Raw genomic sequence first — 13,663 nt, 5'->3', positions numbered from 1 at the left:
CGAATAGGGGGGGATGTGCTAGTTAATATATTATCCAAAAAGCCACGCGCCGCGAGCGTACGTTGGTTAGGTGCGACCGTTTTGTTCACGCTGTTTACTTCGCAAGCATGGGCTTTTTCTATCGATGATGTTGCCAAGCAGGCGCAGGATCTGGCAGGGAAAGGCTTTGAGGCTCCGAAGAGCAACCTTCCTTCTCAATTCCGTGAGATGAAATTCGCGGATTACCAGCAGATTCAGTTCAATCACGATAAAGCCTATTGGAACAAACTGAAAACCCCTTTCAAGCTTGAGTTTTATCATCAGGGGATGTACTTCGACACGCCGGTGAAAATCAACGAAGTCACCGCAACAAGTGTAAAAGAGATCAAGTACAGCCCTGACTACTTCAACTTTGGTTCGGTGAAGCACGATCCGGATTCTGTGAAAAACCTTGGCTTTGCTGGTTTCAAGGTGATTTACCCGATCAACAGTGCAGACAAGAACGACGAAATTATGAGCCTGCTGGGCGCGAGTTACTTCCGCGTGGTGGGTAAAGGGCAGGTGTACGGGCTGTCAGCGCGTGGCTTGGCGATTGATACCGCGCTTCCTTCAGGCGAAGAGTTCCCGCGTTTCCGCGAATTCTGGGTCGAACGTCCTAAGCAAGGCGACAAGCATCTGGTGATTTACGCGCTGTTGGATTCGCCGCGTGCCACCGGGGCTTACCGTTTTGTGGTCTATCCGGGCCGCGATACCACTGTGGACGTCGAGTCTAAAGTGTTCCTGCGCGACAAGGTCGGCAAGCTGGGCATGGCACCGCTAACCAGTATGTACCTGTTCGGGCCAAGTCAGCCGTCGCCAACCCTGAACTACCGTCCGGCATTGCATGACTCCAATGGTTTGTCGATCCATGCGGGTAATGGCGAATGGATCTGGCGTCCGCTGAATAATCCGAAGCACCTGTCAGTCAGCACTTATCAGGTCGAAAATCCTAAAGGTTTCGGTCTGCTGCAGCGTGGTCGCAATTTCAAGGATTACGAAGATCTGGACGATCGTTACGATCTGCGTCCAAGTGCCTGGATTGAGCCGCGCGGTGACTGGGGCAAGGGTAAAGTTGAGCTGGTGGAAATCCCAACGGCGGACGAAACCAATGACAACATTGTTGCCTTCTGGACGCCGGACGTCTTACCGGACGCTAAAACAGCGTTGACCCTGAGCTATCGTCTGCATTTCACGCGTGATGAAGACAAACTGCATTCGCAGGACATTGCGTATGTTAGCCAAACCATGCGCTCTACCGGTGACGTGAAACAGTCCAACCTGATTCGTGAACCCGATGGTAGCGTGGCCTTCCTGGTTGACTTCGTTGGCCCAGTGCTGAAAGGCCTGGACGGCGCTACACCGGTTGCCGCTCAAGTGAGTATCGGCGATAACGGGGAAATGGTAGAAAACAATGTCCGCTATAACCCAGTGACCAAAGGCTGGCGTTTGACGCTGCGTCTGAAAGTTAAAGACGACAAAAAGCCGGTAGAAATGCGCGCAGCGCTGGTCAATGGTGATAAGACCCTGTCTGAAACCTGGAGCTATCAGCTACCTGCCAATGAATAAGCCTACTCAACGTGCCCAGGATTATCTTGCGGCAATGCCTCTGACCGCTGAGCGGTCAGAGGCGCTTAAACCACAACCGGGTGCGGATGACGCTCAGGCACTGGAGGCGCTCCATCGTAAGATGGGCGCTACCGATGCCAACGTTGATACGCTGTCGGCGGATGACGTGGCGTTGGCCTCGGTCAAGGCGCGTATTGAAAGCGCCTGGCCGGATGCGGTCCGCGACGACGATTTTGATACCGATGTGGAAGGGCGCAGCATTCTTAAGGCCACGCCGCCGATTAAACGTACCAGTATGTTCCCCGAAGCGTGGCGCACGAATCCAGTGGCGCGTTTTTGGGATTCTCTGTTAGGTCGTACTCCGCACAATCGTCACGCGACCAAGGAAGAGGCCGACGCAGAAAACCGCTGGCGTGTGGTGGGTTCTATGCGCCGTTATGTGCTGTTGGTACTGATGCTGGTGCAGACCGGTATCGCCACGTGGTACATGAAAACCATCTTGCCGTATCAGGGCTGGGCGTTGATCGATCCAATGGCCATGTGGGATCAGGACCTGATGCAGTCAGTATTGCAACTGCTGCCTTATGTGCTGCAAACCGGCATTTTGATCCTGTTCGCTATTTTGTTCTGCTGGGTTTCTGCGGGGTTCTGGACTGCGCTGATGGGCTTCTTGCAGTTGCTGATCGGCAAAGACAAATACAGTATCTCCTCCACCATCAAGGGCGATGAGCCAATCAACCCGGCGCACCGTACCGCCTTGATTATGCCGATCTGTAACGAGGACGTCGAACGTGTGTTCGCCGGCCTGCGTGCGACCTATGAGTCCGTTGCCGCCACCGGTCAGCTCGAACATTTTGATATCTACGTGCTGAGCGACAGCTACGACCCGGATATCTGCATGGCGGAACAGAAAGCCTGGATGGAACTGTGCCGTGACGTAGACGGCCACGGTCGTATCTTCTACCGCCGCCGCCGCCGCCGTGTGAAACGCAAAAGCGGTAACATCGACGATTTCTGTCGTCGCTGGGGCGGTGAGTACAGCTACATGGTGATTCTGGACGCTGACAGCGTGATGAGCGGTGAGTGTTTGACCGGTCTGGTACGCTTGATGGAAGCTAACCCGAACGCCGGTATTATCCAGTCTGCGCCAAAAGCGTCGGGCATGGATACGCTGTACGCTCGGGTGCAACAGTTTGCTACCCGGGTTTACGGACCGCTGTTTACGGCAGGCCTGCATTTTTGGCAGTTGGGTGAATCTCACTACTGGGGTCATAACGCGATTATCCGCGTGAAGCCGTTTATTGAGCACTGTGCGTTGGCACCGTTGCCGGGTGAAGGCTCTTTCGCCGGTTCTATCTTGTCGCATGACTTTGTAGAAGCTGCGCTGATGCGTCGTGCCGGTTGGGGAGTGTGGATCGCTTATGATCTGCCGGGCAGCTATGAAGAATTGCCGCCAAACCTGCTGGATGAACTGAAACGTGACCGCCGCTGGTGCCACGGCAACCTGATGAACTTCCGTCTGTTCCTGGTCAAAGGCATGCACCCGGTACACCGTGCAGTGTTCTTGACTGGCGTGATGTCCTATTTGTCGGCACCGCTATGGTTTATGTTCCTGGCCTTATCTACCGCATTGCAGGTGGTGCATACCCTGATGGAGCCGCAGTACTTCCTGCAGCCACGTCAGCTGTTCCCGGTATGGCCGCAGTGGCGTCCTGAACTGGCGATCGCCCTGTTCTCTACCACGCTGGTGCTGTTATTCTTGCCTAAGTTGCTCAGTATCGTGCTGATTTGGGCGAAAGGGGCCAAGGAATACGGCGGTGGTGTACGTCTGTTCCTGTCAATGCTGTTGGAAATGCTGTTCTCGGTATTGCTGGCGCCCGTACGTATGCTGTTCCATACCGTGTTTGTGGTCAGTGCCTTCCTCGGTTGGGAAGTGGTGTGGAACTCGCCGCAACGTGACGATGATGACACGCCATGGAGCGAAGCCTTTAAACGTCATGGTTCACAGATGCTGCTCGGTCTGGTCTGGGCTGGCGGTATGGCTTGGCTTGATCTGCGTTTCCTGTGGTGGTTGTCGCCGATTGTCTTCTCCCTGATCTTGTCACCGATCGTTTCGGCTTTGTCGAGCCGAGCAACCTTGGGTATCAAGAGTAAGCGTGCCAAGCTGTTCCTGATCCCAGAAGAGTACTCGCCGCCGCGCGAACTGCTGGCGACGGAAGCGTATCTGCAGCTTAACCGTGAACGTGCGCTGGCGAATGGCTTTATGCATGCCGTGGTTAACCCGTCATTTAACGCGTTGGCGGCTGCGCTGGCGACCGCGCGTCACCACTTGCGCGGTGCTATCGAGCGCAATCGTGAAGAACGGGTGAATGAGGCACTGCAACTGGGGCCAGAGAAATTGGTGAAGGGCAAACGCCTGGAGCTGCTAAGCGACCCTGTTGCTATGTCGCGGTTGCATCAACGTGTCTGGTTGTTGCCGGAGGGTGTCGCCTGGCGTGAACACTACCAGCAATTGCCACACAACGAAAAAGCTCATCCGGTTGGCCAGCGTTAAACGCTGAATCGGCTGTCTCAACGGGGAATACGCATAGCGTGTTCCCCGTTTTTTTTGGCTTGTCGCTGACGTAATGCTGATAATCTGAAAGGCAAAAACTATGTTAAAATTTGCTCCGGGCGTTGTTTATTTTCGGAACAACCAGGTCTAAGAGTCAATGTGGTGAATCTCTCTTCTTTTCTTCGGCTGGCATTATTGGCAACGGGTGTGACGCTGTTAAGCGGCTGCGGCAGTATTATCAGCCGCACAGTACCGGGCGCCGGGCACGGCCATCAATACTACCCGGGTGTGCAATGGGATCTGCGCGATACGCCCTGGCGCTATGTCACGGTGATCGATGTGCCGCTGTCGATGGTGGTGGACACCTTTATGCTGCCGTTTGATGCACAGCACGGGCCTTACGAATAAGGTTAGCTTTGAGTGGCAAACACCAACAGTTGATACCCTTGCCGGCCGCACTGGAATGGGGCCAGCACCGTCATTTTTAATCCCTGCTGATGAGCCGCCAACGAGTGCGGGTTGTTGTTGTCAATAAACAGGGCGCCCACATCAAATCTCTCACGGGTGTGCGTTTTGACGGCGGCGAACAACTGCTTCAGCACACCTTTGCCACGCCAAGAGGTATTCAGGCACACCGGGCCGTACATAAATACCCGCTGTTCACTCAACGGTCGTCCGTTGAAGGACTCGCTGGCAAGTTTTTCCAGCATTGCATCCACTACCGGCGGTCGCGGCTGTGCGTCCGTGGTCATCAGACAGACAAAACCGGCCAACGCCCGATCTTCAACCGCGACCAGAATACCGAGCCCCTGGTTAATGCGCGCCAATTGCGCTTCGTTCATGTTAGAAACAATAAAACCCTGACGCTTTTGGCTGTCGCTTAAATTGGCCGGGATATTTTGTGTTTGCAGCTGCAGAATGGCGGGGTAATCTTCGGGGCGTGCCTGACGGATAATCATAATGCCTCTTTGAAAATTATGGGGATTATGGGCGGGATTTTGCTTGCTCCCGCCCGTTATTATTCAACGTTCGTCCCACTCATCGGCCGCGGTCTGGCCCTCTTCGGTATCCAAGGGTGGGTCGAGTTGGAAATCACCTTCTTCCCACTCGTGCAGCGTATTTTCGTCTATCCATTCGGCGCTAATCTCGACTTCGTCATAATCACCGTCAAAAATGGCTTGGGCAGCGGCACCACTGCGTAATGTCAGACATTCAACCGATTCGCCTTCTTGCTCGAAAAACTCGGCCTGCCACATGGTCTCACCATCCAACATCACGTATTTTTGCAGATTGAACTGCTGCGGTACCGGGGGTTCATCATCGTCTCCCCCTTCTGCTGATTCAATAAATTCCTCGCGTGCTGCTTCAATCGCGTCTTCCAGGGTTGCATACAGGCTCATATTCTTCTCCCGTCCCATGAGGTTAATAAAGGATCTTTAAGGGCGCAACGCGCCATGGCTAACATCAGAATTAATTGTTGCCGCACTGGCGCAGGATGCAAATTTTTTATTGTCCGTTTTGCGACGAAGGTTGTCCGCTGAGCTGGAGCAGGGGATCACCCGGCGGGAAATAATACGCTATTGCTTATGACAGCCCAGGAGATCGCCATGTTAACCAATCCATCAATCAAATATCGCCCATTCCCTCCGGTGACGTTACCTGACCGCCAATGGCCAGGGCGTACCTTGCAGCAGGCTCCCCGCTGGTGCTCCAGCGATCTGCGTGACGGCAATCAGGCGCTGGCGGAACCCATGGATAATGTTCGCAAACGCCAGTTCTACCAGTTGTTGTTGGCGTGTGGGTTCAAAGAGATTGAGGTGGCATTTCCTTCTGCGTCACAAACGGATTTTGATTTTGTCCGTTCGTTGATTGATGAACGACTGATCCCGGATGACGTCAATATTCAGGTACTGACTCAGTCACGAGATGATCTGATTGATCGAACTTTTGAGGCACTGCGTGGCATCCCGCGCGCCATCGTTCATTTATATAACGCTACTGCGCCGATGTTCCGCGACATTGTGTTCAAGCAGGACAAGGCGGCGACGGTTGCGCTGGCGGTGAACGGTGCACTGCGCATCCGCCAGCAGTGCGAGCTGCAGCCGGAAACGGCCTGGTCTTTTGAGTATTCGCCGGAAACGTTTTGTTTTACCGAGCTGGAGTTTGCGCTGGAGATTTGTGAAGCGGTTGCTGATGTGTGGCAGCCTGGCCCAGGGCGGCCCATGATTATCAACCTGCCGGCCACGGTCGAAGTGAGTACGCCGAATGTTTACGCCGATCAGATTGAGTGGTTTTGTCGTCGCTTCAGTCAGCGTAACAGCGTGACCATCAGCGTGCATCCGCATAACGATCGGGGGACGGGGGTGGCCTGCGCCGAACTGGCGATGCTGGCCGGTGCCGATCGGGTGGAAGGTTGCCTGTTCGGCAACGGTGAACGCACCGGCAATGTCGATCTGGTGACGCTGGCACTCAATCTGTATACCCAGGGCATTGCGCCGGGGCTGGATTTCAGCCAGTTAAAGCATGTTGTTGAGGTGGTCGAACAGTGTAATCAGTTACCGGTACATCCGCGGCATCCTTATGCTGGCGAGCTGGTTTTCACCGCCTTTTCCGGTTCACATCAAGATGCGATCAAAAAAGGGTTTGCTGCCCAACAGCATCGACAGGACGGTCTGTGGCAAGTGCCTTATCTGCCGCTTGATCCGGCGGACGTCGGTTGCAGTTATGAAGCGGTGATTCGGGTTAACAGCCAATCAGGCAAAAGCGGGGCGGCTTGGTTACTGGAACAAAACCATGGGCTGTCGTTGCCGCGTGGGTTACAGATTGATTTCAGCAAGGTGGTGCAGCAAGCGACGGATGGCAGCGGCAAAGAGATGACCACTGCGGAGCTGTGGCGCTTGTTTCGTATCAACTATGGTCTGGTGGAGCAACCGCGTTTGCAATTGCTGAGCTATCAGACGGAAAGCCACGGCGTCGAGGCCTACAGCTTTAGTGCTCGGGTGTTGTTTGACGGGCATCAACAACGGTTACTGGGGGTTGGCAACGGCCTGCTGTCCAGTGCGGTGGATGCGTTGCGCCAACGGTTTGGCTTGAGTATGGCAATAGAAGACTACCATGAGCACACGTTAGGGCATCAGAGCCACAGCCGTGCGGTTGCCTATATTCGTTGTACTCTGGCACATGGCGAGGCCGCTTACGGTGTGGGAATCGACGTCGATTCTGCCAGCGCCTCGCTGCAAGCGTTATTCAATGTTGCGGCGCGCTACCTGGTGAAGTAAGCGCTGGGTGCAACGCCCAATACGCGGCGAAACATGGCGCTGAAAGCACTCGGGCTGTCGTAGCCTAAATCCAGCGCCACTTCCAATACTGAATGCCCGGCAGCCAGGGCGTTCAGTGCGGCCAGTAAACGTGCACGGCGTACCCAATCGCCAAAGCGCAACCCTGTCTCTCGTTGGAATCGGCGCGACAGTGTGCGGCCGCTGACGTTGATGTAACCGGCGGCGTGCTCTAATTCCCAGGGGTGTGCCAAGGATTGCTGAATATGTCTGCACAACGACAGTAAAGCTTCACTGCGGGGTTCTGGCAAATTCAACGGCAGAATCGGCAGGACGCGCAACTCATCCAGAATCAGCTCCATGATCCGCTCCTCACGACCGCCTACGGGATAATCCACCGCAATATCCATCGCGCAGATAATCAGCTCGCGCAGCAGCGGTGAGATTTGTACCACCTCGCAGCGTGCAGGGAGATCGGCGCGTGCCAGCGGATCGACCAACAGGGCTCTTGCCGCCACTCTGCCGGTGATGCGTAGGCTGTGTTCAACCCGTGCAGGCAACCAGACACCCCGCCCAGGTGGCACCACCCAGCTTCCCTGACGGGTATTCACCTGTACCACGCCGCTAAGACTGTGAATTAATTGCGCACAGTCATGGTAGTGAGGCGGTTCGAAGTCGCCGTGTTGATAATCTTTGGAGACCGGCACAATTGAGCGATTGGCGGGCACAGCGCCATGGAAAAGCAGCATTATTGGGGCATCCCGATACGCGGAGAAATGATAACGGCAGCATGCCATGCTGAAACATTTCGTACCAGCCTATGGCAGAGTGATAAATTATAGTATATAAACATATAATATATAATTTAGTATATTGTTTGGGGTGAAGCAATGGATATCGGCAGTATGCGACAGGCGGCGGCACAGGCAGGAACGCTGCTGCGGGCGCTGGGTAATGAGGACCGTTTGCTACTTCTTTGCCAGCTTAGCCAGGGTGAAATGTCGGTAGGGGAATTGGCGCTGGCGCTGGATATTCGTCAGCCAACCCTTTCGCAGCAGCTTGGTGTATTGCGGCAGGAAGGGCTGGTGTCAACGCGTCGGGAGGGTAAGCAAATCTACTACGTCGTGAGTGATGAAAAAGCCTTGGCGGTGATCCATACTTTGTATCAGCTCTATTGTCCGCAACCGGGAGAGTCACGATGAGCATCGATTGGCAGCACTTTACGCCAGCGTCATCCCTGATTGGGGGGGGCATTATCGGTATTGCGGTGGCACTGCTGTTGCTGTTTAACGGCCGTATTGCGGGTATCAGTGGGATTACCGGTGGCCTGTTGACACCTCAAGGCAAAGAGAAGCGTTGGCGGGCCGCATTTCTTATCGGGTTACTGATTTCTCCCTGGCTGTACCGTATGGCGGTACCCTTACCGGTAATGCCGATCAGTGGCAGCAGTTTATGGCTGATTTCTGCGGGATTGCTGGTTGGTTTGGGAACGCGGTTGGGCGGTGGCTGCACCAGCGGTCACGGTGTTTGCGGCACGGCAAGATTAGCGCCGCGTTCGCTGGCGGCTACGGCGGTATTTATGCTGCTGGGCTTTATTACGGTATGGGCCGTCCGTCATTGGGTGGGGGCTTAACCGCATGTTCAAACTCCTGTTTGCTTTACTGAGTGGCGCTATTTTCGGTCTCGGTTTGATGATTGCCGGGATGGCTAATCCGGCCAAAGTAGTGGCTTTTCTCGATATTACCGGTCAGTGGGATCCGTCATTGGCTTTGGTCATGGTGGGGGCGATAGCCGTGGCGGCACCCGCATTCCTTTGGGCGCGTCGTCGGCAGCATGCTTTACTGGGTGAGGAGATGCAGATTCCCACCAACAGACGCCTGGATCGTCGTTTACTGATCGGCAGTGCGTTATTCGGGATTGGTTGGGGAATGGCGGGCATTTGCCCAGGGCCGGCCTGGGTACTTGCCGGAGCGGGATCCTTGGCTGGGGTGCAGTTTGTTGTGGCGATGTTGGTGGGAATGGCCCTGTATGAAACGATGATACTACGGAGAAAATAATGGCAACAGCTAACGCGGTGCTGCGTATTGCACGTCCGACCGACAGGTTACAGGAGATAGCGGCCCTGTACTGCCAAGGGCTGGGTTTCGAACGGCTGGGTGAGTTCGAGGATCATCAGGGATTTGACGGCGTGATGGTTGGGCATCCGGAGCATGGTTACCACCTGGAATTCACTCACCATCGCGGTGTCAACGTGGGGCAGGCGCCGACGCAGGACCATCTGCTGGTGTTTTATTTACCGGATGAAAAGGCGTGGCTGGCAGGATGCCAACGTATGTCGGCCGCCGGTTTTAGGCGCGTTGCGGCATATAACCCCTATTGGGATGTCAACGGGCGGACATTCGAAGATCTGGACGGTTATCGGGTAGTGTTACAACAACGGGCGTGGGAAGCATAAAAAAAGCCAGCGCACCGGGCGCTGGCTGAAGGGTTAAGCGAAACCGTTATCAGGCATTGGTTGCCGGTTTCTGTGCGCTTTTACCCTGGGTATTTTCCAGCATGCGGCGGATCGGTACGATCAGCAGCGTCAATACTGCGGCGCAGATCAACAGCGCAATAGAGCAGCGGGCAAACAGGTCAGGCAGCATTTCCAGTTGGTCGGCTTTTACATGGCCACCAATCAGGCCTGCGGCCAGGTTACCCAGCGCACTGGCACAGAACCACAGGCCCATCATCTGGCCGCGCATTCTTTCTGGCGCCAACAGCGTCATGGTTGCCAGCCCGATTGGGCTAAGGCACAGCTCACCCAGCGTCAGCATCAAAATACTGCCAACCAGCCACAGCGGGGATACGCCTGCGCCAGCATTGCCCAGCACGTTCTGTGCTGCCAGCATCATCAGACCAAAACCTGCCGCGGCAAACAGAATACCGATAACAAACTTGGTGATGCTGCTCAGGCGCACTTTATTGCGTGCCAGAGCAGGCCATGCCCAGCTAAACACCGGGGCAAGCAGAATAATGAACAGCGCGTTGATTGACTGGAACCACACCGCAGGGATCTCGAAGTCGCCAATCATACGGTTGGTGTAGTCGTTGGCGAACAAGTTGAACGATGTTGGTTTCTGTTCGAAAGCGGACCAGAAGAACGCCGCAGATACCAGCAGAATAAAGCACACCAGCAGGCGCGCGCGTTCTTTGCGACTAAGGCCGGCAAACACGAACAGGTAAATAAAGTACAGGGTTACCGAGGCCGCAATGACGTATACCAGCATGCTGGCTACGGCGACAGGGTTAATCACGATGATGCCTTGGGCAATCAGGGTAACAACCACGGCGACGCCGATGGCCAATGCAATCAACCAGGCACCAACGCCATTTTTCTTGGTTACAGGGCTATTCCAGGTTGAGTCCAGGCCAACTTCGCTGTCATAGCGTTTCATCGCCGGTACCGCAAAGACGCGGAAGATCACCAGTGCCACCAGCATACCGATACCCCCGATGCCGAAGCCCCAATGCCAGCCGTGCGAACGAATCAACCAGCCAGAGATCAACGGGGCGATAAACGAACCCATGTTGATGCCCATATAGAACAGCGAGAAGCCACCGTCACGGCGATTGTCGCCTTTTTTATACAGGGTGCCCACCATCACCGAGATACAGGTTTTAAATAAACCGGAACCCAGCACGATAAACATCAGACCAATGAAGAACAGGTTATTGCCCATGATGGCGGACAGGGCGATCGACAGATGACCAAGGGCGATCATAATCGAGCCGTACCAGACGGCTTTTTGCTGGCCAAGCCAGTTATCTGCTAACCAGCCGCCCGGCAGGGCGGCAAGGTACATACTGCCGGCGAAAATACCCACAATTGCCGAGGCATTTTCACGTGCGAGACCCATACCCCCGTCATAGACCGTCGCGGCCATAAACAGGATCAGTAATGGGCGAATACCGTAAAACGAGAACCGCTCCCACATTTCTGTAAAGAATAGGGATCCCAGCGGATAGGGATGGCCGAAGAATGTCCGACTTTCTTGTTTATTAACAGAGGATTGCATAACGTCTTCCCAATAAAATGCGCTGCATTGATGCAGCTTATACTGTGGTATGTATGTGTATTTAAGGAAGGTGACCCACCCAGTGCGGATTACCCGACAAAACCGCGGCCGCAGCGCCCGTTAACCGTGGAAAGCGCGTTGGTCTTTTTTCACTTGGCCAATGGTTTACATTGGGCGTGATATTATTTAACCATTTGATAACTGGATGATGGTTTTGTCTAGTCCCTGTATCCCATTTTTTAGATGAAAAGTCGACAAACATCTACTTTTCTGGTTTTTATGTTGGTTGGGAAAGGAATGTTATTGACAGGTGGTTTATTGCGCTAAAAGTTTATTATTTGTTTAAAAACAAATAATTAAAACGTGATTGTGTTTGTTGTCGTTGCAGAAGAGACAGCATGGGGTATCAATACTAAAAGTAGGGTAAACGGGCCATCGACCCATTTAGGTGAGGGAGTTGGTGATAAATACAGCTATTGCTCTTCCTGCAGGGTATCTTCTCTCATTCGTGCCGGACGCCGTTGTAAACACCACCAGGAATAAATGGCGTTGAATAGCACCACCAAAGCAGTGACGCAAAATACCGTACGGAAGCCATAACTGGCAGATACTGCTGCCCCTAACAGCGGACCGCTGACGTTGCCGATGTCGCGGAAAGACTGGTTATAGCTAAATATCCGTCCGGCGACCTGGTTGGTACAGTTGTAGATCAGCAGTGTTTGCACAGCCGGTAATAGCGCGCCGTCGGCAGCGCCAAGCAGGAAGCGTAATACACCCAACTGCCATGGCGTTTGCACAAAGGCCATGGGGATCAGCAACAACACCGAGACGATCAGCATAACGACCAGAATGCGTTCTGGACCGATCCTGTCACCGAGTTTGCCCAGCCGGGGGGCACTCATCAGCGCGGCGACGCCCGGCACCGAGGCGATCAAACCGCTGACAAAGGCCAGGTTATGGATATTGCCAGCTAAATCGCGGACATACAGCGTCAGAATAGGTGCAATGGACCCGGTGGCAATTTGAATAATCATGGTTGTGACAAACAGACTGAGGATCAGCTTGGGGCTTTTCAGCGCAGCGAACACCTGCCGGGCGTGCAGCATGTCCTTTTTCTGCACTGGGGTGAATTGTTCTTTTACGCACAGCAGCGTCAGGATAAAGCAGACCAACAGCACGGCAGCAGTGATATAGAACACAGGCCGCAATCCGTACTGATCGGCTAACAGACCGCCGATCAGTGGCCCAATCAATGCACCGCTGACGCCGCCTGTCGATAGCGTGCCCAAGGCCCACCCGCTGCGATTTCTTGGCACCTGCGTGGCAATTAGCGCGTTAGCATTGGGAATAAAGCCTCCGAGGAGACCCAGAACTGCTCGTAGCGCCAAAAACTGCCATATATTTTGCGCCATTCCCATCAACAGCATCACAATCGACATCCCCAACGCTGAACGTAGCAGCATGAGCTTACGCCCACGGCGGTCAGCCAATCCCCCCCAGAATGGGGAGGCAATTGCAGAAAACAGGAAGGTAATACTGAATACCAATCCAGACCACATATTCAGCGCTTCGTGACCGGTTACACCAAGGGTTTCCACATAAAGCGGAAGGAAAGGCATGATCAGGCTGAATGCGGCGCCGGTGAGGAAACACCCTAGCCAGGTGACAAAAAGATTGCGTTTCCAGTTGATGGGGTCTGGTGCCGAAGCCATAAGTGCCTGCTGCTGAGGAGGACGCTTTGCTTTTGCGTGGAGGCAAGGAGCAAAGCAAAAAAGTTAGCCTGGTAAGTATGCGCTTAATTATAGACGGCATCAATTGATGTGGTGGGGGATGCGAGGAAAATGAAATAAAGTTTTAAAAATAGCGTATTGGCAATATTCCGCGCTGTGCGCGCGGAAAAAGCCTATTTAAAGCCCGGCGAGCTGTTCGAAACCCTTGGACGTGGTCGAGAGGGCGACATCGGTAATCTCATAGTGGGCAACGGCATTGAAGGGATCTTGCGCCACAATGGCATCCAATTGCGAACGTTCGATGCCTTTCACCAGGATTACACCGCCAGTACGTGGGTTCTTGCGGCCGGAGGCGATAAAGGTGCCGTCCTCGAAATATTTCTTCAGCCAGGCGACATGCCCTTCAAGGTGACTGTCCACTTCTGCTATCGGGCGGTGGTAGGTGAGGTTAACGATGTACAT

14 protein-coding genes are annotated in these 13,663 nt (G+C 54.2%); 8 read left to right on the top strand and 6 right to left on the bottom strand.

Annotated features, from left to right (window positions below; all coding sequences use genetic code 11):
• Window positions 1-15 precede the first annotated feature (15 nt).
• From mdoG to AC2FCQ_RS20730, 3 genes are all read left to right on the top strand, one after another.
• Window positions 16-1,584: a glucans biosynthesis protein MdoG gene (mdoG, locus tag AC2FCQ_RS20740; RefSeq protein WP_209632700.1), complete on the top strand. Its 1,569-nt coding sequence runs from the start codon at window positions 16-18 to the stop codon at window positions 1,582-1,584.
• Entirely contained in the window at window positions 1,577-4,138 is a 2,562-nt protein-coding gene (mdoH, locus tag AC2FCQ_RS20735; protein WP_490307696.1) for a glucans biosynthesis glucosyltransferase MdoH, read from the top strand. The genes mdoG and mdoH overlap by 8 nt, the downstream gene beginning before the upstream one ends.
• Before the next feature lie 162 nt (window positions 4,139-4,300).
• Window positions 4,301-4,546: a YceK/YidQ family lipoprotein gene (locus AC2FCQ_RS20730; protein ID WP_265554997.1), complete on the top strand. Its 246-nt coding sequence runs from the start codon at window positions 4,301-4,303 to the stop codon at window positions 4,544-4,546.
• 2 nt (window positions 4,547-4,548) lie between these two features.
• Here the strand turns inward: AC2FCQ_RS20730 and AC2FCQ_RS20725 are convergent, their stop codons facing one another.
• Window positions 4,549-5,097, bottom strand: a complete 549-nt coding sequence (locus AC2FCQ_RS20725; protein ID WP_490307695.1) for a GNAT family N-acetyltransferase — start codon at window positions 5,095-5,097, stop codon at window positions 4,549-4,551.
• 63 nt (window positions 5,098-5,160) lie between these two features.
• Entirely contained in the window at window positions 5,161-5,538 is a 378-nt protein-coding gene (locus AC2FCQ_RS20720) for a MysB family protein (RefSeq protein WP_209632704.1), read from the bottom strand.
• Between the two features lie 207 nt (window positions 5,539-5,745).
• On the opposite strand from AC2FCQ_RS20720, the gene leuA reads away from it, so the two are divergent.
• Window positions 5,746-7,416, top strand: a complete 1,671-nt coding sequence (gene leuA, locus AC2FCQ_RS20715; RefSeq protein ID WP_209632705.1) for a 2-isopropylmalate synthase — start codon at window positions 5,746-5,748, stop codon at window positions 7,414-7,416.
• Here leuA and AC2FCQ_RS20710 read toward each other — a convergent pair.
• Entirely contained in the window at window positions 7,401-8,162 is a 762-nt protein-coding gene (locus tag AC2FCQ_RS20710) for an AraC family transcriptional regulator (protein WP_209632706.1), read from the bottom strand. The two genes, leuA and AC2FCQ_RS20710, sit on opposite strands and share 16 nt — an antisense overlap.
• Window positions 8,163-8,303: 141 nt before the next feature.
• On the opposite strand from AC2FCQ_RS20710, the gene AC2FCQ_RS20705 reads away from it, so the two are divergent.
• Genes AC2FCQ_RS20705 through AC2FCQ_RS20690 form a run of 4 tightly spaced genes read left to right on the top strand, consistent with a single transcriptional unit; the run spans window position 8,304 to window position 9,868 of the window.
• Window positions 8,304-8,615 carry an ArsR/SmtB family transcription factor gene (locus tag AC2FCQ_RS20705; protein WP_209632707.1) on the top strand — a complete coding sequence of 104 codons (312 nt, stop codon included), beginning with the start codon at window positions 8,304-8,306 and terminating at the stop codon, window positions 8,613-8,615.
• Window positions 8,612-9,046, top strand: coding sequence for a YeeE/YedE family protein (locus AC2FCQ_RS20700; RefSeq protein WP_209632708.1), 435 nt, complete (start codon window positions 8,612-8,614; stop codon window positions 9,044-9,046). The genes AC2FCQ_RS20705 and AC2FCQ_RS20700 overlap by 4 nt, the downstream gene beginning before the upstream one ends.
• A 4-nt stretch (window positions 9,047-9,050) precedes the next feature.
• Entirely contained in the window at window positions 9,051-9,470 is a 420-nt protein-coding gene (locus tag AC2FCQ_RS20695) for a YeeE/YedE family protein (protein WP_209632709.1), read from the top strand.
• A complete protein-coding gene (locus tag AC2FCQ_RS20690) occupies window positions 9,470-9,868 on the top strand; it encodes a VOC family protein (protein ID WP_265554987.1) in 399 nt (132 codons plus the stop codon). Before AC2FCQ_RS20695 ends, AC2FCQ_RS20690 begins: the two co-directional genes overlap by 1 nt.
• A gap of 49 nt (window positions 9,869-9,917) precedes the next feature.
• Here the strand turns inward: AC2FCQ_RS20690 and AC2FCQ_RS20685 are convergent, their stop codons facing one another.
• From AC2FCQ_RS20685 to AC2FCQ_RS20675, 3 genes are all read right to left on the bottom strand, one after another.
• Window positions 9,918-11,471 (bottom strand): peptide MFS transporter, encoded by a 1,554-nt coding sequence (locus AC2FCQ_RS20685; RefSeq protein ID WP_265554985.1) that lies wholly within the window; start codon window positions 11,469-11,471, stop codon window positions 9,918-9,920.
• A 473-nt stretch (window positions 11,472-11,944) separates the two neighbouring features.
• A complete protein-coding gene (mdtG, locus tag AC2FCQ_RS20680; RefSeq protein ID WP_209632712.1) occupies window positions 11,945-13,183 on the bottom strand; it encodes a multidrug efflux MFS transporter MdtG in 1,239 nt (412 codons plus the stop codon).
• Between the two features lie 195 nt (window positions 13,184-13,378).
• Window positions 13,379-13,663, bottom strand: coding sequence for a YciI family protein (locus tag AC2FCQ_RS20675; protein WP_209632713.1), 285 nt, complete (start codon window positions 13,661-13,663; stop codon window positions 13,379-13,381).

This window comes from Serratia sp. CoH_134_PS_4 (genome assembly GCF_058190535.1).
Note: the sequence above shows the minus strand (reverse complement) of the source record. Positions and strands in the feature narration are given on the sequence as shown.